A 17,844-nucleotide genomic window follows, 5' to 3' on the forward strand; every position below is an offset into this window, starting at 1 on the left:
GCCTTGCTCGCCCTTGGATTGAATCAGAGACGTTGATCGAGAAACTATTCCCCGCTGTCCAGGGGTACCGACAACACCCCAGAAGCTCGGTGGACTCATTTTGATCATGGCACAGTGAGGCTTCGGCAATTTGCCGAGATGTATGGAATCCATCACTCTTCAAATTCACTCGGATGGCCGTTGGCGCGATGCGCTGGTGGTCAGCTTCGATTCACCTAGAGAGAGCCTGCGAAGCCGGTGCATCATCAACTACCAGCCCGAATATCTTGTGGATCAGTACATTCAACTGGGTACGGTTAAAGCGCCTGCCGTCAGTGCGAACCTCCCTCTAGAGTGGGATATTCGGCGTGAGCCTGCCCCCGCTTTTCTGCACGATGTCATCCCAGCCGGTGCTGGACGTCGGCACCTCTTGTCGAGAATGGCAGTACCGCCAGGGATGTCGATTGATCTCTTTCTGTTGCAGCAATTCGCTGCTGCTCCCATTGGGCACCTGCGTGTAAAAGGTGCGACCGGAATGCTGCATCCCGCTGAAAAAGTGACTGGTGGGTTTACCCGAGAAGAGGTTATTCAGGAAGGTATCAGCTTTCTCGACCAGGCCAGGGAATCGGGAATGGCAATAAGCGGTGCTCTTGGGGCCGGCGGTGAAGCTCCAAAAGTGCTGCTGGTGGAGGATGCCTCGGGTCAGCTTTATCCAGAGGGGGCGCTAGATGACGCAGATGTGCGTCGGCATTGGTTTGTTAAATTCCCGCGTAACACCGCCACTCAGTTAGACCGCACCATCCTGCATTCCGAATACTGTTTTTACCGCGCGCTGGGCAAGCTGGGGATCGACACGATCGCCGCCGATGGTCTGACCCACGAAGCAGCGAAGATACCTAGCATTTGGATGCAAAGATTCGATCGGAAGGTCTGTTTGGGGGGAGTGGAGCGCATCGCAGTAGAGTCAATGTATTCATTATGTGGCGTCAGCAATCGAGGTGGTTGTTTGAATCATTTCGACGTCGTGGATCGGCTAGCGGAAACATGGATTGCTGCCGGCCAAGAGTCTGAAATACCTGACATGCTTAGCGAATACTTGCGACGGGATTTGATCAACCAGGCTCTCGGGAACACCGATAACCATGGCGGAAATCTCTCGATCCTTCGGGGCAAGGAGCGAGTGAGCTTTGCACCCATCTACGATGTTGCGCCCATGGTGATGGATATCGAGGGCGTTATGCGGATTACACGGTGGCCAACAAATATTGAACGGCTAGGTTCGGTCGATTGGAGGGCTGTGTGTGCTCGCTTCGCGCATTGGGCAGATCCAGAATGGTTGTTCGATCGCTTACAGGCGGATGCTCGTTTGCTGCGGGCATTGCCGGATTTGCTTCAGGATCTAGGGCTGCCCCAAGAGACCTGGCGCTCGCCGATGATTCCGCTCAGGTGTCTCGAAGATACGTTTCGCAGATGGAAGTTGATGTAAGGCCCTTTATGGTCAAATCAAATTCAATCGGCCTCGCACCTCTCGCGGTGCGCAGCAACGTGCTGCATATCTTGCGCCCAGCATCGAAGAAACCGGCGCCAGTCGCGCGCATAACTTCCTTGCGGCAACCGTGAAGAGAGCGCGCTTGCTGCTTCGAATCGCGCACGCCAGGGCAGGGGTATGTGTTGGTCAAGCACGATAACGAAAAGGTGGCCATCGCTCCCTAGGAATTCTGTTTCTGGAACACGCTCGCGCAGCTCATCGACCGACATCGAATAGGCGTCACCAATTGGGCTTTCGAGATCCTGGCGCTCTATGCTTCTGAGCTCTTCGAGCAACGGTTTTGCCTCCTCAGCACCAGGGCGTAGTCGTTCGAGCGTCCAAAGCAGCCTGCGCCGTTGGTTCTCGCGCAGCCATAAAGTCTTCAGGTCGGTTTCCATCAATGTTTCCTTGTCACGGTAGTACGTAGATCAGATCGCGAATCACGTGCCTAACTAGGTATGGTGAGGTCTGTGGGAGGGCCAGGTTGCGTTGCTGTACCTTCTCAACGCCCGGTATCACCTCTTTCGAAGTAAATAGCGGTACCGGTCATTTGTCCTTGTAGGTTGGGCATCGCAAAATCGCTCACCTTCGTGGCTGAAAGCCAGTGCTTTATAAGTTGAATCTAAAAAATCAGCACGTTTTAAAAAAATCTGCGTAAGACGAACATTTCGTGAGATATAGCAATCTGCAGGGAATTGGTCTTGCATTGATCCTCCCGATGCCGGCGTAGCCCGTCACAACCCGTGCGCTGACACACCTCGAAGCACAGGTGGAAGGGATAGGAAATCCACGATCTACCGCGTTGATTGGTCTGAAAGCCTCACCGGTAAAGAGCAGCCTCATGGGGGAAGGATTACGATGAAGCTTACACAACTGCGGCTTTCTAACTTTCAGTCGTTTGGGCCCGTTCCATCGACGATTCTGTTTGAAGACTTAACGTATCTCCTCGGGCCGAATGGATCGGGTAAAACGGCTGTGCTGCAGGCGCTGGCAAGGATGTTTGCTACCGACCCACAGCTAAGACGAGTACAGCGATCAGACTTTCACAGTCAAAAAACTGCGATTGATGGGACAGTAACTTTTTCCACCACGCTGTGGATCGAAGCTCAGTTTGAATTTCCGGAATTGCGTGAGCCAGGGACAGAGCCGCGACCTACGATTGCGTCCAATTATTCACACCTGACGCTTGTCTCTGCTGACGCCGTCCCCCGAGTTCGGTTTCGCCTCACTGCCAACCTTGATGAAGAGGGTGATGTTGAGGAGTTGTTTCAGTACGTCATCGCGGTAGACACTGCCGACGAACCATCGCGTGTGATGCCAGTCAACAAGCATGATCGCAACGAAATCCAAGTTCACTACCTGCCCGCTCGGCGGGATCCGGCCGACCATATTTCGTACGCCGCCAACTCGTTACTTGGGCGGCTTCTACGCTCCGCTGATTGGCAGACTGAGCAGGGTGGGTTAACCGAACTGACGGGGCAGATCAGTCAGCTGCTGGCTGGAAACGCAGCCATAGGTGGTATTGATAAGGTTCTGGCTTCAACCTGGAGCGGCCTGCATAAGGGGACGTTTTACGCCAAGCCCTCCATCTCGTTCGATCGAAATGAAATGGACAGCTTGTTGCGTCATCTGACCGTGGGATTTACGCCTGGACATGACGCTGCCAAAGTCGATTTTTCAAGGCTGAGCGACGGTCAGCAATCACTTCTGTACATCACTCTCGTGCTGACGTCTCAGGCCATTGCCAGTCAAGTGCTTAAGGGCAGCCTGAAAGCTTTTGATGTTTTGAAACTGCGTCCAGCTCTGTTCACGTTGATTGCGATGGAGGAGCCGGAGAACAGCTTGTCACCGCATTATCTGGGGCGCGTTATCAAGTCGTTGAGGGCGTTTTCTGCGGGCGATGACGGACAAGCCATCATAGCCACTCATGCTCCGGCATTGTTGCGGCGGGTAGATCCAGAGCACATACGTTATCTGCGGTTAACCCCTGCTCGTCATACCCAAGTGACGCAAATTGTCATGCCGGATAAAGCGGATGTGGCCCATAAATTCGTGCAAGAGGCAGTTAAGGCATTTCCTGAGCTCTACTTTTCCCGCTTGGTCATCCTGGGTGAAGGAGACAGCGAGGAGATTGTGATTCCACGTCTATTGCAGGCGGCGGGTGTTGCTGAAGACGATTCTTCTGTCGTTGTCGCACCACTGGGAGGGCGGCATGTCAATCACTTCTGGCGGCTGCTAAACGGCCTTCAAATTCCCTATGTCACCTTGCTTGACCTGGATCTTGGTCGGCACCAAGCGGGATGGGGGCGGTTGAAGTACGCGGTCGACCAACTAGGTGCAATAAACGTCATCGACGCAAAAGAAAAGCATGGTGAGAAGCTGCCGAAATGGAATGGTGCAGATCATGTTTTAACATCGACGGATGGTGTCGCGTGGGGGAACTGGCTGGAGGGGCATGGAGTTTTCTATTCGTCTCCACTCGATCTAGATTTCTCCATGATGACGCAGTTTTCGATTGCTTACGGAGTCACGTCTGAGGAGCTTGTCGCTCCAGTCTTGCCGGTCGTCCTGTCTGTTCTTGGCAAAGCCCCGGTTGCGCTGGATCAGTACAGTGATCTGCAGAAAAGCTATTTCGGCGCGTACCACGCTCGCTTCAAACTGGGTAGTAAACCTGCAGAGCATATTGCCGCTTTGGCTACGCTTTCGGATGTGCAATTACTGCAATTGATGCCGCCGTCCATCAGCCGACTCATAGCCATGGTCAAGAGCAAGTTAGAGAGCCTGCCCGAATGATCGCCCTATCTGCCTGGCGGCCAGAGAACGGTATGAAATTTGAGCGCAATGCGCTTGCCGCGATCTCGGAGAACGCTCACTCAATCGCATTATCAGCTGGGCCTGGAGCAGGAAAAACCGAGGTACTGGCTCAGCGAGCTCATTATTTATTGAGTACCGGTCAGTGTTGGTATCCGCAACGTATTCTTGCGATTTCATTCAAGACAGATGCTGCGCGAAATCTCAGGCAGAGGGTTTTTGATCGGTGCGGCCAGGTCGACGGCAGGCGTGTCGACAGCCACACCTTTCATGCCTTCGCCAAAAGCCTGATTGATAAATTCAGACCTCTGCTCACAGGCCGAGATGCACTGGACGCGGAGTACAGCGTTGGTGTGACTCGCAAGCCCGGCACCCAGATCCATTTTGATGACTTGGTGCCCTTGGCTATCAAGATTCTCAGATCAAGCGAAATGGCAAGAAGCGCCGTACGGCTTACGTATACCCACGTGTTCTTGGACGAATTTCAAGACTGCACCTCCCAGCAATACAGCTTGATTCAAGAAGCATTCATGGGATCTGGCGCTTTGCTCACTGCTGTCGGTGACGACAAGCAAAGGATCATGGGTTGGGCGGGAGCGTTAAAGGGAGTGTTCAAACGATTCATTGAAGACTTTCAGGCCCAACCGCTGACTCTTTTTTACAACTTCAGGTCGGCACCGCGTCTTCGAAGAATGCAAAACGCTATGGTGCGAATCATGGAGCCAGCTTCAGCATTAGATGATCAGGAACTCTTAGGAGAAGAGGGCCAGATCGCAATTCATCGATATGCAACGTGCTTGGATGAGGCCGAAAAGATTGGTGCTTTGGTACTGCAATGGATACAGGAAGAGGGGGTGGCTCCGTCGTCAATTGGCATCCTGGTCTCAAAGCAACTGGATCTCTATGGGCATCCCTTGATGGAGCGGTTGCGGTTGTTGCAAGTGCCGTTTCGCAATGAACAGTTGTTGCAGGATTTCGCTAGCGAACCGATTGTTCGCCTAATCCTCGACTTCCTCTTGGTGGTAGTCGGTGATGGGCAGGCGGAGGCCCAAGCTCGGATCGCTTCTGTACTGAACGTTACAGGGATGGATGATGAGTCCGCTTACAGGGTGCAACAGCGTCTGCGTAATCATGTGTCCAACGTTCGCGAGGAGGCTCGTCGGATTGGGGATGCGTGTACCTTTGAGCAGATGCGGCGTTGGGCGAATGATTTTTTAACGCTGATTGGGCGGGATACAGTCTGCATGCTCTCTCACGAATACAGGCAAGGGGGCAGATTGCGAGAGCTGGTTAAACAAGCCTATGAGCGACTGCAGATACTCTTTTTTGAATCACGAACGCCAGCACAGGTGTTGGCTCATTTCGTGGACGATGACTCCGTCAAGATGATGACAATCCATAAGTCGAAAGGATTGGAGTTCGACAACGTGATTGTCCTCGGCGTAGAGAATGAGGCTTTCTTTGGTGATATAGCAGATGAGCGTTCCGTTTTTTTTGTTGCGATCTCTAGAGCTAAGCACCGGCTCATTCTCACCGTCGCAGACTATCGTTCCCATCCTCCAGGCCCGGCAAAACGCTGGGACACAAACAGGTCTGCGCAGCAGGAATTCTTGAGCTATGCGGCGTCTTATCTTTGAGTCAGCGCCTTCGAACGACGTAGAGAAAGGATTAAAGGCGGCCCGGAGTAGGCGCCTGGATGCAGCATTTTCTTGCCTCTTGAACTTGCTAGAGGATGCGTTCGTGCGCAGGCAGTCAATCGTGTGTGTAGATCTAGATTCTTTGGAAGATCTCTGGCTGCAGTTCACACGTATCACCGAACCGACGCGCTTTGCTGCGGTGTTGTGTCAAGAAAAATATTTTTTCAGAAGGCCCCTTGAAAAAATTTTTCAGCAACGGATCTTTATATTTGAGAGCAACAGAAAAGCAGCGATCTCGGTGCTCCTCCTTACGCCGTTCCTTCTGGGAAAAACGGTGTTGGTTTTTGCTTTTGCAGTGCTTCTGTTTTTGTCCTTTTTCTTGCGGTGTACCTGCTGACGCTGACGTATGGCCTGCCCCATGGGCATAGCAAAATCGGCTCTGTGCGGCGTAAGCCGCTGCTTTCAGGTTTGATTTCAAACAACGATCGTTTTTTTTGAAAAAATACCCATGTCGGACAACATCTGGGTGGGAGCTCCTAGTGGGTGAGGAGTGAGGTGTGAATGAACAGTGAACTCGAATCTGAAGTGTGGCTATCGGCACAGCAAGCGTGTGACGCCTTAACGTTTGAAGCATTAATTCAGCGGGCTGTAGATAGTTTCAAGAGGTATCCGGGATTTGACCCTCTAGTGCGATTGCATGCTTCCGACATTGGCCCGCAAGGTGTTCAGGTACTGCGTGCAGTGCTGCGGCAACGAGGGCTTCATCCTGAATCCTGTGTTGATGTTCCTGGTTACCTTGAGCTGAGGTCTCGACTCAAAGACCACCTACGCTGTCAGCTCCAGTGGTATCTGGTGAAGGGTGGGCACGCAACTGAAGAGATCCAAGAAGACCAACTCCACAGAGATTTGGGGCTGTAAAACGATCTATCATGTGTCCACACTACGTGTTATCCAAAAGTAAGGAACTTGCCCATGTCTCGTTTGGCTGAATTTCGTAAACTCGAACAACAATTGGCCGCCCAGCTCGCAGAGCTTGAGTCGATGAAAAGTGATTCCGGCCTTAAGAAGGAAATGGAGTTTGAGAGCAAACTGCGCGCTTTGCTTGGTGAGTACGGCTACAGCCTGAAAAACGTGATCAATCTGCTTGATCCACTCGCCGGTCGTCGTGCTCCCGCTGCCCAGTCGCAATCGAGCACGCGTAAGCCGCGCCAGGTGAAAGTCTATAAAAATCCTAACTCTGGTGAAGTGGTCGAAACCAAGGGTGGCAACCACAAAACGCTGAAAGAGTGGAAAGCGAAATACGGCGCTGACACCGTCGAGTCGTGGCTGACCAAGTGACCTAGGTTTGAGTACAAAAAGGGCCCTTCGACAGACTGTGTGAAAACACACTGACAGGCCTAAGACCAAACGCCCCGACTTGTTCGGGGCGTTTGTTTTTATGCTGAAAAAGGCTCTTCAGCCCATCAGTTGCATCATTTTCTTGGCTCCCAGGACACTGATCGCCCGCTTGAAGTTGTAAGCGGTCACGGCCAGGGCCATTTCAGCTTTTGTCCCTTCAAGTTGTCGTAGCAAGAACCGCCCGTTCCCAAATAGCCATTGTTTGAGATTGCCAAACGGGTGCTCCACGATGGATCTGCGTCGCTCCATCATCTCTGGATGCAGTTGCATCCGCTGTGCCATACGCTCAAAGGCTTCCTCTTGTGCGTGACGTGAGACATAGCGGCGCTGAGCCGTTGTACATTGGGCTTTCAGCGCACATCCAGCGCAGTCGCTGACTGCCGCCTGGTAGATCCGGTCGCCTTTGTAACGCTGCTTCAGGGTTAGCCATTGACCTGCCGGGCACTGGTATCGATCCTGTTCAGCGTCATAGGTAAAGTCCTGACGCTCGAATAATGTTTCTCCGCCTGGGTTCGAAGTTCGGTTTGGCGGCACGTACACGGTAATGGAGGCCTCCTCGCACGCCTGGAATTGCTGGCCATTTGAGTAGCCCATATCGGCTGTCACAGTCAGCGTGTCCTGCCCCAGTTCGGCCTTGGCGGCTTTAGCTATGGGTTCAAGCTGTTTGCGATCGTCACCATCTTGCGTCACCTCATGGTGCAAAATCAGGCAGTGCTCTGCATCCACGGCTGTTTGCACGTTATAGGCAACACGCGGCCCCTTTGGCGTGCGCATCATTCGGGCATCGCTTTCGTGCGTGTTGAATTGCTCCAGCCCCATCGACTTCATCAAAGCTTGGCAACTACGGTTGTCTTGCTGCTTGGCCTCAAGCTTCGCCAGTGCCGCCTTGATCGCAGTGCGATCGACCACTTGCTCGCCCTCTACTTTATCAGCGGCATCCAGGTCAGCCAGGTATTGGGCAATCCGCTTATCCAGCTTCTCCTCCTGACGCTTGAGCTGATTCAAATTCAGGTGGCGTCGCGAGGAAGCGACTGCCTGAAACTTACTGCCGTCGATCGCAACCAGATCACCCGCAATCAAGCCGACGGATCGGCAGAACTGCACAAAAGCTCGGCACGTCATAACGAAAGCTACTTTGTTGTTCTTGCGAAAGTCGGCGATGGTCTTGAAGTCGGGTTTAAGCCGGTTGATCAACCACATCACTTCGATGTTGCGTTGGCACTCAGCTTCTAGGCGCCGCGACGAGCGAATGCGCTGAAAATAGCCATAGAGATAGAGCTTGAGCTGATCGGCGGGGTCGTAAGCAGGGCGCCCAGTGGCCTTGGGCTGAGCTTTCTCAAAACCGAGCTGGCCCAGATCGAGCCTGGCGACATACAGGTCGATGACTCGTACGAGATGATCTTCAGGGATCAGTTCCTCCAGCGAGACCGGGAACAGGCTGGTCTGGCTACGGGACTCCCCTTGTATGTAGGCCATAACGAAAAATGCTCCGTATCTTTCGATACGGAGCATTCTCTTAAAGGGCCGGACAGATTGCTAGGTTTTCACACAGTCTGTCGAGGGCCCTTTTCATAAACAGTTTTTTACTGCATCCCCGTAAAGATTAACGGCGATTTCATACGATTTTTTCCACTAATAGATTCTTAAAGCGCTGCCTCTGGACTACGTCCGAACACCCGGGTGTATTCAGCTTTCGCCGTCTGTTCGGTGAACTCACCCGACCACTTGGATACCACCACTGTCGCCACGCTGTTGCCGATGGTGTTACAGGTGGCGATGGCCATCGACATGAAGCGGTACACCCCGAACAGCAGGGCTAGGCCTTCGACCGGCAGCACGCCGATGGCGGTCACCGTCGCGGCAAACACTACGAAACTACCGCCAGACACCGCCGCTGCGCCTTTGGACGTCACCAGCATGATGGCGATGGTGCCCACCTGTTGTTCCCAGCTCATCGGTACGCCGTAGGTAAGCGTCCGGGCAACCCACTTTTCGAACTCTGCATCAAGACCGGTGCTCTACGTGTGGCCGTCCGCAGTCTCTAAGCTTAGGCACGGTCGTTCTTTGGCGTGTCCATTACGATGTAGCTCGTAATCGAAGAAACATGCGGCTGCGTACCCAAGACATCATTGTGGAATGTCTTGTAAGCCTTCATGTCCGCCAGTTCAACACGCAGAAGATACTCAATAGTCCCGGTGACGGTGTGTAACTCAACCACATCCGGACATGCGCTGATCGCTTTTTCAAAAGCCCGAAGACTGTCCTTCGTGTGATTGGAGAGTCCTACGGTAACGTAGGCCACAAACCCTGCTCCTAGGCGAGATCTGTCGATGACCGCCCTATAGCCTGTGATGACCCCAGATCGCTCTAGCTCTTGAACCCTTCTCAGACAGGCGGAGGGAGACAGCCCGACTCGTTCGGCCAGCTTCAAATTGGTCTGGCGAGCGTCCCGAGAAAGCTCATGCAATATTCTTCTGTCGATCTGGTCAAACTCTGCCATTAGTTGCGTCAGTCCTGGGTTTGTACGTCATTATGCAACCATTGTGCGTGCGTTGCGCTATAAAATTCACGCACTTCTCAACCAGGCTCACCCTTGTCATGACCGATCCCACGCTCCTCATTCCATTTATGATTTTCGCCATAGTGATGACCGGTACACCGGGCCCTAATAACGCCATGGTGCTGGTCTCAGGTGCGAAGGTTGGCGTGATGCGAACGATGCCCTTGGTGAGTGGTATCGCCCTTGGAGTCAGCTTGCAATTCGTGCTGCTTGGGCTGGGGCTAGGTACCCTATTTGACGCGGCGCCAGGTTTTCATACGGCGCTAGGCGTCGTCGGCGCAGGCTATATCCTTTGGCTGGCCTGGAAAATTGCAACCAGCGGCCCGCTGGAAATCGGTCAGGACAGCCGGCCCCCAATGGGGCTAGTGGCGGGCGCGGCATTTCAGTGGATAAATCCGAAAGCATGGGCGCTTTCAATTAGCGCATCTGCAACCTATATACCCGTCGAAAACCATGTCCTAAACCTATGCCTAGCAGGTGCTCTATTGGCGGCTCTGTCGATGCTATGCGTGGGGATCTGGGCAGTGGGTGGGGTTGCATTACGGCAGGTGCTAACGCGCCCCAGTTATTCGTTAGCCTTCAACATCTCTATGTCCATAATTTTGATACTGACTACGATGCCTGCGATTCTGCGGTTGGCCCTTTCATAGCCATAGCAAGTCCTACCTACAGCCATTGAATAGTTAGCGTCCGGCGGACATGCCTTGCGTGGTTAAACGGGCGCCCATTTATGCGGCAGCAACTCCGTAATATCACTCGCCCGCTGCGTCGGCAAACGAGTCAGAACGTCCTTCAGATAGGCATACGGATCATGCCCGTTCATGCGCGCCGACTGGATCAAACTCATGATCGCCGCCGCCCGCTTTCCGCTGCGTAGTGACCCGGCGAACAACCAATTCGAGCGTCCAAGTGCCCACGGCCGGATCTGGTTTTCGACCTGGTTGTTGTCAATGGGCACAGCGCCGTCGTCGAGGTAGCGCGTCAGCGCTACCCAGCGTTTAAGGCTGTAATCCAAGGTTTTGGCCGTCGCCGATCCGTTCGGCACCAGATCACGCTGGGCCAACATCCAGTCATGCAGCGTTTTGATTATTGGCGCTGCTTTTTCCTGGCGTATTCGCCAGCGATCCTCATCGCTCATGTCCCGCGCCTGACGTTCAACTTCGTACAAGCCGCCAATCGAGTGCAGTGCCTGCTCGGCCAGCTGACTTTTGTTTGCCACGTGCAGATCAAAAAACTTGCGTCGAGCGTGGGCCATGCAGCCGATTTCGGTCATGCCTTTCTCAAAACCGGCTTTGTAGCCAGCAAAATCGTCGCACACCAGTTTGCCGTTCCAAGCGCCAAGGAAGTTACGGGCATGCTCGCCCGCTCGGCTTGGACTGAAGTCGTAAACCACGCCTTTGAGTGCCGAAAACGGCGTGGTGCTGTAGGCCCAGACATATGCTCGGTGGGTTTTTTTCTCGCCTGGCGCAAGCATTTGAACCGGAGTTTCATCGGCGTGGATCACGCCCTCGGCCAGCACCGCTTCGCGCAGTGCATCGACCAAAGGCTGGAGCTGCACGCCGGTCTGTCCAACCCACTGCGCCAGCGTCGAGCGGGCGATCATCAGGCCGGCGCGGCCAAAGATTTTCTCCTGCCGATACAGCGGCAAGTGGTCGGCGAACTTCGCCACCATCACATGAGCCAGCAGGCCGGCGGTCGGGATGCCCTTGTCGATGATCTGAGCCGGTACCGGTGCCTGAATCAGTGTTTCGCACTGGCGACAGGCCCATTTCCCACGCACATGCTGCTCGACGGTAAACACGCCCGGCGTGTAATCGAGCTTCTCGCTGATGTCTTCGCCGACGCGCTGAAGCTGGCAGCCACAGGTGCACTGGGTGTTCTCGGGTTCGTGACGGATCACAGTGCGTGGAAACTGCGGCGGCAACGGCGCACGCTTGGGCTGCTGACGCGGTTCGGCCGGCGGAGCCGGCGGTTAACCGCCTTCAACTCAGCCTCGATAGCCGCGATATCAGTATCCAGTAGGTCATCGAGCAAGCTGCCTTGATCAGGGCTTAGTTGCTCACTGCGCTTGGCGAATTTGTGCCGTTTTAGCACTGCGATTTCGTGGGTGAGTTGTTCGTTGACTGTTTCGATCCGATGGATCTTCTTGCCCATCGTGTCGACCTGCGACAGCAACTGCGCAGCGAATGCACGCAGTTGATCCGGGGTCATTTGATCGAGGTTGGGCGTAGAAGTCATGCGTTGGATTTTACCAAAGCAGATCGCCTGCGGCAGCAGGCTAAGGCGTTAATGACAGCCTTCTAAAGGATTGTGATTGCACCACCAGTTCCAACGCGTTGCCAAGGCAGGCCGAGTACCAAGGCCTGAAGTTGCTCGGTATCCAACTCCATTTCGCAGCCTTGTCGAATGCCTGGCCAGTGGAACTTGCCCTGGTTCAAACGGCGAGCAGCCAGCCAGACGCCAATCCCGTCATGCACCAGCACTTTCATGCGCGTCGCACGGCGATTGGCAAACAGATAAGCGCAGTGCGGCTTCGCCGCACCGAACACCGCGATCACCCTGGCCAGCGCCGTTTCGGTGCCGGCGCGCATATCCATGGGCTCGGTGGCGAGCCAGATGGCGTCGATGCGGATCATTGGGTGAATCCACGGACAAAACGGGCACAGCCTTCGGGATCGGAAGTTGGCCATTTCACTACGATTGATTGCTCGCCAAGCGGCAGTTCGATAGTCGCCGACGCTTCCTCCGTCCGTTTGGGGCTGGCTCTTAACGGAACAAAAGCCGGCAACGCCGCTGGCGGCTGGTCTCGATAAAGCGGCAGCCACTTGCGGATCACGTTGGCGTTGATGCCGTGGCGGATGGCAACGCTAGATAGGGTTGCGCCCGGTTGCAGGCATTCCTGAACAACCTGGGCCTTGAAGGGTTTCGGGTAAGAGCTTCGTTGGCGCATGGAAATCCTGACGTTAAGGGCTATTGCGTCCGCTTAAAAATACGCGGACACCATTGCCCTTAATGCTGGAGTTCGGAAGGTGTGTTGGCTGGACGCTTACCGCCGTAGGCATTGGCGATGAACAGCACGCACAGCGACATATAGATGGAGGAACGCCCCGCTGCGAGAGCGGGGCTGCAGTTAGTGCTTGCTGAGTCCCAAGATCAGGTTAGCCAACCCGATCGATACGTGAACCGGGAGTCACATTCGGATGCAGTCAATCTGACAGATTTTGGGGACATCGACGCAGGGCAATACGTAGACCGGTTTAGAGAGGTATTCGTGAAGACAGAGTTCGAGGCGCATTTCGATAAGATGATGGCCTAGAGCCGTGGTCATCCAGATGAACTGTAATGAGATCATCATTGATCCCGGTTATGAAGGCCATCCGCGCCGAGCGAGCAGGTCAGTGCTATCGAAGATCCCCGTTGCACTGGTTTCATTGGTCATGCATTGCAGGTAAGGGAGCACTCCTCAGAATGCGGATAAAGGACGGGAGCTAAACGCGGGGGCTAACTACCTGGGGTGGTGGTGATCAAGCACGCACCTCGACGCGGTGCGTGCAGTCGGTAGTAGCTGTTTTTATTGCCTCTTTTTATCTCGTGCTAGCGGAATCGACATCTGGTGCCTGAAAAGATTATGGGGGTCTACCTGGTTTTTTAAGGAAATTAATTCATCTACCAAACCCGCATTTCCATAGTAAAGCTCAAGCCAACTATCATTAGGCGTGCCGTTTACTAATAGCATGTCCACATCAGGATAATTGATGTAGCACCCTTCATATCGCTCGTTGACACCAGGTCGCTTATTGGGTTGGCTAGCATGGACGTCTTCGTAAATCTTATTGATCCATCCGAGTTGAACGTTATCTTGATCAGGATCAGTCCAGTAAGTTTGATATTGAGACTTTAACAAGGATCTGCGTTGCGGCACTGCGGTATCACCTTGGCCAAAGCTATTGATTCTCCCACCATAAGAGTCAATTTGGACAAGCGACTGACTGAATGTCCCATCTTTGGAGGGGGCGCTGAGGTTGTTATAAAATGCATCGCATTCTTCGTCGGTAAAATTGTCCACTTGGTAGGCGGATTTATATTTTCCTCGTTGATTATTTCCTGATGCATTAATCATCTGGGTAATGTAAAACCAGTCCATAAGAAGCCTAGGTGAAGCTTTGGTGATAGCACTGCCCGCCATACTATGAGGTCTTGGTGTGATGTTTGGTAATACGAAGCCGTCGTACAGTTTGCCGTGACCGGGTGCTGCACTGTTTATTGCTGAGAGAAAATCGTTAAATGGTGCATCTCGTTCGTGATCGCCCACCATGCCATCGCGTCCCGTGTATTGGATGGCCAGAATGACTTTTGGGTTGGAGTCGATGTGATTGAGTTTTAGTAGGGTGAAAAGACCACCGTTTGCTTTTGACAAAACATTGGAGGTTGCGTCCGAGTCGTTTTTGGCGAACCAGTCGTGATATCCACGCAGAAACTTCCTAAAACTGATTTTGTCGAAGTCTGACCACTCCCAGGAGAGGGTTGTCCAATAAGCTTTTTGTGGGGCCTCAGGTAGGTCGTTGAAGTAGTATCGAATGATTATACCGAAATTCCCTCCGCCCGCCCCGCAGCAAGCCTTGAATAGGTCGCGATGTGTTTTAAGGTTTGAACTCGGGCTAACATGAATAGGGATTAACCTTTTTTCGCTATTGGCTGGATCCGGAATCATGATGTCAACTCCTGTTACCCAGTCGACGGTCAACCCCTGAAGGCGAGACAGTAAACCGTACCCACCGCCGCTAATGTGGCCACCGAGCCCTACGGAATAGCACGAGCCACCAGGGATTGTTTTACCGCTCTGTTTATACATTGCCACATAACCATCCCAGTTCTGACTGCCTGTGAATGCGGCGTATTTATAATTTGTAGGGGTATTGCTGTCATGTTTATATAGAGGCTGAATTTTACCATTGGTGTCTTGAGAAAAACCTTTAAGTTCACCCACATCAATAATTGCTAAATTTTCGTTGTTTAGCTGATTCGATACGAAGCCTTCGTAGCAATGCGCTCCGCTCCTTACGGTGATTCGAAAGTTTTGCGATAGTGCTTCGTTTGCAGCGTCTAGTACTTCTTCTGGTGTTTTACATACGTAGATTCGTTTAGCTCCCATTTCGGCATTTGGAGGCCATCGGAGATTGAATCCTTTCTGTAAGGTCGAAAATGTTTTGTTGTCTTCAGTTATTGTAATAAAATCCGAAGTGCCTTTTATGGTGTTCATGATAGCCTGCCTCCTTGCAAAAAAATATGCGTCACGCTTTGCGCAAATGTCCTAAGACTTCTCTCACCCAATTTGAGTTTAAATGTGTAATCCCTCTAGGGCGCTATCTCACCTTAGCCGACATTTGCATGCTGTCCATGTATCTTCTTTAAGAAGTTAAAGTTATATTTTTCTAAATATATATTTCGAATGGTTATAGGTTGATGTCAATTTGACAGTGCTATTTCATCCATTTATTTGTGGTTGAGAAGGCAAGGTGGCGAGTATTGGGAGAGTTCGCCGGCTTGTATTCCTTTGCGTTGGTAATCGTGTTTGTTTTTTATGGTGGACAATCTAAAACGTTGCGCTAGCCTGAGAGTTCTCCTCTAGGGAGGAGATCAATTAATCAAAGGAATGAACCAATGAATAAGCCAGAATCCAAGCCGGAGTTGAAACACGGTCGTGTAATTTCCCCTCCTAGTCGTTCTGCTATTGCTACAGAAGAAGGCCTAATCCTTGACTGGCATGCTGATGCAATGGAAGGAGGTAAGAACTTCCCATCATTGACTGCGGGCCCATTCCCAAGACCTTATGAGACTGATAACGTGAGCTTGGTGCCACCAGCTGATGGCTATATCCTCAGCGGAGGTAAGACCGATGCCCGAGACTGCGTTAACTTCACTAACGAGGAGATGAGCCAGAAGCTAAATCGCCCATTTACCTGGCCTCTGCTGAATGTCGACCCAGGCCAAACGTTTCATGTCAAATGGGTATATGCCGTGCCTCACGTGACTCGGGGTTACAGTTGGTTTGTCACCAAAGATGGTTGGGATCCTGAAAAGCGTATCAGCCGCGCTCAGCTGGAACCAAACTCATTCTATGATGATTTTTATACTCAAGTTCCGTATTACCAGCATTCCGCTGACATGAAGGCGAAAACTGAACATGAAGTGAAGCTGCCAATGGGTAAGCAAGGTCATCACGTTATTGTCTTGCTTTGGATTGTTGCTGATACCGGCAATGCATTCTATCAGGCGTTTGATGTGAACTTTAAGTAAAGTCGGGCCATGTACGGCTCCTAATACAGTTCTGAAGGAATAGAACAATGTCTAAGATTGATTTTGCATTGCTGAAGTCTCAAGTAAGTGATTCAGCATCATTGATGCCTAGTATTGCCAATAAAAAAATTCTGATGGGTTTCTGGCATAACTGGCCAGCCGGCCATAGTGATGGCTATCAAGGTGGGCAGTTTGCCAATCTGGATTTAGTGGATGTACCCAAGGACTACAACGTTGTTGCTGTAGCTTTCATGAAAGGCCAAGGCATTCCTACCTTCAAACCTTATAACCTCTCCGACGACGAGTTTCGCCGTCAGGTAGGCGTGCTGAACAGCCAGGGACGGGCTGTGTTGATCTCGTTGGGCGGTGCCGACGCTCATATCGAGTTGCACAAGGGGGATGAGCAGCCATTGGCGAATGAAATCATTCGCTTGGTTGAAGTCTACGGTTTTGATGGGTTGGATATCGACCTTGAGCAAAACGCCATTGATTTCGCTGACAACAAGACGGTGCTGCCTGCAGCCTTGAAACTGGTGAAGGATCACTACAAGGGTGAGGGGAAGCATTTCATCATCAGCATGGCGCCTGAGTTTCCCTACCTCAGAGTTGACGGCAAGTACGTTGGTTACATTCAGGCGCTCGAGGGGTACTACGATTTCATTGCGCCTCAATACTACAACCAAGGTGGCGATGGGATCTGGGTTCAGGAGGCCAATGGTGGTCAAGGTGCCTGGATTGCGCAGAACAATGATGAGATGAAAGAGGATTTCCTCTACTACCTGACCGAAAGCCTGGTGACTGGCACTCGGGACTACATCGCCATCCCTGCAGATAAATTTGTCATTGGCCTACCGGCCAACAATGACGCTGCGGCCACTGGCTATGTGATTGATCCTGCTGCGGTTGTAAATGCATTCAAGCGTCTTGACGCTGCCGGCCATTCCATCAAAGGGCTGATGACCTGGTCTATCAACTGGGACGATGGCATTACCAGGGACAATGTTCCCTACAACTGGGAGTTCTACGATCGTTACGCCCCGTTGATTCACGGCGAGTCAGAACCAGGTGACCGGCCAACGGCCCCCGCAAATCTTTCCGCCAGGGACGTAACCGAAACCAGTATGACCTTGAGTTGGGGCGCTTCAAGCGGCCCTCGTCCGATCGAGACATACACGCTGTACCGAAATGGGGCTGCGATAGGCCATGCGGCGGCTTTAATGCTGAATGACTCAGGCCTAACGCCGAACACCCAGTACAGCTACTTTGTCACGGCAACAGACTCTCAGGGAAATGAGTCGCTTCCGAGCAAGAGCTTGAGCGTTCGAACTGCTGGAGACATCACTGATCCAGAGTTCCCCGAGTGGCAGTTGAACCATCGGTATCGCAAGGAAGATGGCGTGACTTACGAAGGTAATAAGTACTTGTGCCTGCAAGAGCACATATCAAACTCAGGCTGGACACCACCAGTCGCCTTTACTCTGTGGTCAAAGGTCGCAATCAAGCGGCGTGCGTAGAGCGGGATGTTAGAGCCCGGCAGAAATGTCGGGCTTTCATTGCTTGCGGATAAGCGGTCAAAGCTAGCTAGTCATGGACAGTTGGCGTCCACCAAGAGGTATGAGGACATGGTGACAACT

General features: G+C 52.6%; 15 protein-coding genes and 2 pseudogenes. 8 read left to right on the forward strand and 9 right to left on the reverse strand.

The features are described from left to right. Positions 1-142: 142 nt before the first annotated feature. Positions 143-1,465 carry a type II toxin-antitoxin system HipA family toxin gene (locus tag PSH69_RS07140; protein WP_305411511.1) on the forward strand — a complete coding sequence of 441 codons (1,323 nt, stop codon included), beginning with the start codon at positions 143-145 and terminating at the stop codon, positions 1,463-1,465. A gap of 23 nt (positions 1,466-1,488) precedes the next feature. Here PSH69_RS07140 and PSH69_RS07145 read toward each other — a convergent pair whose 3' ends face one another. Further along, positions 1,489-1,905 (reverse strand): hypothetical protein, encoded by a 417-nt coding sequence (locus PSH69_RS07145; protein ID WP_305411512.1) that lies wholly within the window; start codon positions 1,903-1,905, stop codon positions 1,489-1,491. A 460-nt stretch (positions 1,906-2,365) separates the two neighbouring features. Here PSH69_RS07145 and PSH69_RS07150 point away from each other — a divergent pair, with 460 nt between their 5' ends. Beyond that, positions 2,366-4,300 (forward strand): ATP-dependent endonuclease, encoded by a 1,935-nt coding sequence (locus PSH69_RS07150; RefSeq protein ID WP_305411513.1) that lies wholly within the window; start codon positions 2,366-2,368, stop codon positions 4,298-4,300. After that, positions 4,297-5,955, forward strand: coding sequence for a UvrD-helicase domain-containing protein (locus PSH69_RS07155; protein ID WP_305411514.1), 1,659 nt, complete (start codon positions 4,297-4,299; stop codon positions 5,953-5,955). Before PSH69_RS07150 ends, PSH69_RS07155 begins: the two co-directional genes overlap by 4 nt. Positions 5,956-6,088: 133 nt before the next feature. Here PSH69_RS07155 and PSH69_RS07160 read toward each other — a convergent pair whose 3' ends face one another. Continuing rightward, positions 6,089-6,433 carry a hypothetical protein gene (locus PSH69_RS07160; RefSeq protein WP_305411515.1) on the reverse strand — a complete coding sequence of 115 codons (345 nt, stop codon included), beginning with the start codon at positions 6,431-6,433 and terminating at the stop codon, positions 6,089-6,091. Between the two features lie 83 nt (positions 6,434-6,516). Here PSH69_RS07160 and PSH69_RS07165 point away from each other — a divergent pair, with 83 nt between their 5' ends. Together PSH69_RS07165 and PSH69_RS07170 are read left to right on the forward strand one after the other, a co-directional pair. Next, positions 6,517-6,873 carry a hypothetical protein gene (locus PSH69_RS07165; RefSeq protein ID WP_305411516.1) on the forward strand — a complete coding sequence of 119 codons (357 nt, stop codon included), beginning with the start codon at positions 6,517-6,519 and terminating at the stop codon, positions 6,871-6,873. A 54-nt stretch (positions 6,874-6,927) separates the two neighbouring features. Continuing rightward, positions 6,928-7,293 (forward strand): histone-like nucleoid-structuring protein, MvaT/MvaU family, encoded by a 366-nt coding sequence (locus PSH69_RS07170; protein WP_305411517.1) that lies wholly within the window; start codon positions 6,928-6,930, stop codon positions 7,291-7,293. Positions 7,294-7,410: 117 nt separating this feature from the next. Here the strand turns inward: PSH69_RS07170 and PSH69_RS07175 are convergent, their stop codons facing one another. The 3 genes and pseudogenes from PSH69_RS07175 to PSH69_RS07185 form a co-directional block, all read right to left on the reverse strand. Beyond that, complete coding sequence (locus PSH69_RS07175) at positions 7,411-8,829, reverse strand: IS1182-like element ISPfl3 family transposase (protein WP_305410273.1); 1,419 nt, start codon at positions 8,827-8,829, stop codon at positions 7,411-7,413. 167 nt (positions 8,830-8,996) lie between these two features. Continuing rightward, positions 8,997-9,320 (reverse strand): annotated as a pseudogene (locus PSH69_RS07180) (cation:dicarboxylate symporter family transporter); the annotation flags it as partial. Between the two features lie 80 nt (positions 9,321-9,400). Beyond that, positions 9,401-9,853 (reverse strand): Lrp/AsnC family transcriptional regulator, encoded by a 453-nt coding sequence (locus PSH69_RS07185; RefSeq protein ID WP_305410633.1) that lies wholly within the window; start codon positions 9,851-9,853, stop codon positions 9,401-9,403. Positions 9,854-9,951: 98 nt separating this feature from the next. Here PSH69_RS07185 and PSH69_RS07190 point away from each other — a divergent pair, with 98 nt between their 5' ends. Beyond that, positions 9,952-10,563, forward strand: a complete 612-nt coding sequence (locus PSH69_RS07190) for a LysE family translocator (protein ID WP_305410634.1) — start codon at positions 9,952-9,954, stop codon at positions 10,561-10,563. Positions 10,564-10,625: 62 nt separating this feature from the next. Here PSH69_RS07190 and PSH69_RS07195 read toward each other — a convergent pair. The 4 genes and pseudogenes from PSH69_RS07195 to PSH69_RS07210 all read right to left on the reverse strand — a co-directional run bounded on the left by PSH69_RS07195 (position 10,626) and on the right by PSH69_RS07210 (position 15,173). Beyond that, positions 10,626-12,151 (reverse strand): annotated as a pseudogene (locus tag PSH69_RS07195) (IS66 family transposase). 62 nt (positions 12,152-12,213) lie between these two features. Beyond that, positions 12,214-12,549, reverse strand: a complete 336-nt coding sequence (gene tnpB / locus PSH69_RS07200) for an IS66 family insertion sequence element accessory protein TnpB (protein ID WP_305411518.1) — start codon at positions 12,547-12,549, stop codon at positions 12,214-12,216. Then, positions 12,546-12,863 (reverse strand): transposase, encoded by a 318-nt coding sequence (locus tag PSH69_RS07205; RefSeq protein ID WP_305410637.1) that lies wholly within the window; start codon positions 12,861-12,863, stop codon positions 12,546-12,548. Before PSH69_RS07205 ends, tnpB begins: the two co-directional genes overlap by 4 nt. Before the next feature lie 621 nt (positions 12,864-13,484). Further along, positions 13,485-15,173 carry a BBE domain-containing protein gene (locus PSH69_RS07210; protein ID WP_305411519.1) on the reverse strand — a complete coding sequence of 563 codons (1,689 nt, stop codon included), beginning with the start codon at positions 15,171-15,173 and terminating at the stop codon, positions 13,485-13,487. Between the two features lie 401 nt (positions 15,174-15,574). On the opposite strand from PSH69_RS07210, the gene PSH69_RS07215 reads away from it, so the two are divergent. Beyond that, entirely contained in the window at positions 15,575-16,210 is a 636-nt protein-coding gene (locus PSH69_RS07215; protein ID WP_305411520.1) for a lytic polysaccharide monooxygenase auxiliary activity family 9 protein, read from the forward strand. Between the two features lie 47 nt (positions 16,211-16,257). Further along, entirely contained in the window at positions 16,258-17,724 is a 1,467-nt protein-coding gene (locus PSH69_RS07220) for a glycosyl hydrolase family 18 protein (RefSeq protein ID WP_305411521.1), read from the forward strand. The last annotated feature ends 120 nt before the right edge of the window (positions 17,725-17,844 follow it).

The sequence above is a fragment of the Pseudomonas sp. FP1740 genome (genome assembly GCF_030687165.1).
Classification (GTDB): Bacteria; Pseudomonadota; Gammaproteobacteria; order Pseudomonadales; family Pseudomonadaceae; genus Aquipseudomonas.

Excerpts from the sequence above, each read along its gene's own strand:
- PSH69_RS07140 (WP_305411511.1), top strand. The coding sequence starts at position 143 with ATGGAATCCATCACTCTTCAAATTCACTCGGATGGCCGTTGGCGCGAT.
- PSH69_RS07145 (WP_305411512.1), bottom strand. The coding sequence starts at position 1,905 with ATGGAAACCGACCTGAAGACTTTATGGCTGCGCGAGAACCAACGGCGC.
- PSH69_RS07150 (WP_305411513.1), top strand. The coding sequence starts at position 2,366 with ATGAAGCTTACACAACTGCGGCTTTCTAACTTTCAGTCGTTTGGGCCC.
- PSH69_RS07155 (WP_305411514.1), top strand. The coding sequence starts at position 4,297 with ATGATCGCCCTATCTGCCTGGCGGCCAGAGAACGGTATGAAATTTGAG.
- PSH69_RS07165 (WP_305411516.1), top strand. The coding sequence starts at position 6,517 with ATGAACAGTGAACTCGAATCTGAAGTGTGGCTATCGGCACAGCAAGCG.
- PSH69_RS07170 (WP_305411517.1), top strand. The coding sequence starts at position 6,928 with ATGTCTCGTTTGGCTGAATTTCGTAAACTCGAACAACAATTGGCCGCC.
- PSH69_RS07175 (WP_305410273.1), bottom strand. The coding sequence starts at position 8,829 with ATGGCCTACATACAAGGGGAGTCCCGTAGCCAGACCAGCCTGTTCCCG.
- PSH69_RS07185 (WP_305410633.1), bottom strand. The coding sequence starts at position 9,853 with ATGGCAGAGTTTGACCAGATCGACAGAAGAATATTGCATGAGCTTTCT.
- PSH69_RS07190 (WP_305410634.1), top strand. The coding sequence starts at position 9,952 with ATGACCGATCCCACGCTCCTCATTCCATTTATGATTTTCGCCATAGTG.
- tnpB (WP_305411518.1), bottom strand. The coding sequence starts at position 12,549 with ATGATCCGCATCGACGCCATCTGGCTCGCCACCGAGCCCATGGATATG.
- PSH69_RS07205 (WP_305410637.1), bottom strand. The coding sequence starts at position 12,863 with ATGCGCCAACGAAGCTCTTACCCGAAACCCTTCAAGGCCCAGGTTGTT.
- PSH69_RS07210 (WP_305411519.1), bottom strand. The coding sequence starts at position 15,173 with ATGAACACCATAAAAGGCACTTCGGATTTTATTACAATAACTGAAGAC.
- PSH69_RS07215 (WP_305411520.1), top strand. The coding sequence starts at position 15,575 with ATGAATAAGCCAGAATCCAAGCCGGAGTTGAAACACGGTCGTGTAATT.
- PSH69_RS07220 (WP_305411521.1), top strand. The coding sequence starts at position 16,258 with ATGTCTAAGATTGATTTTGCATTGCTGAAGTCTCAAGTAAGTGATTCA.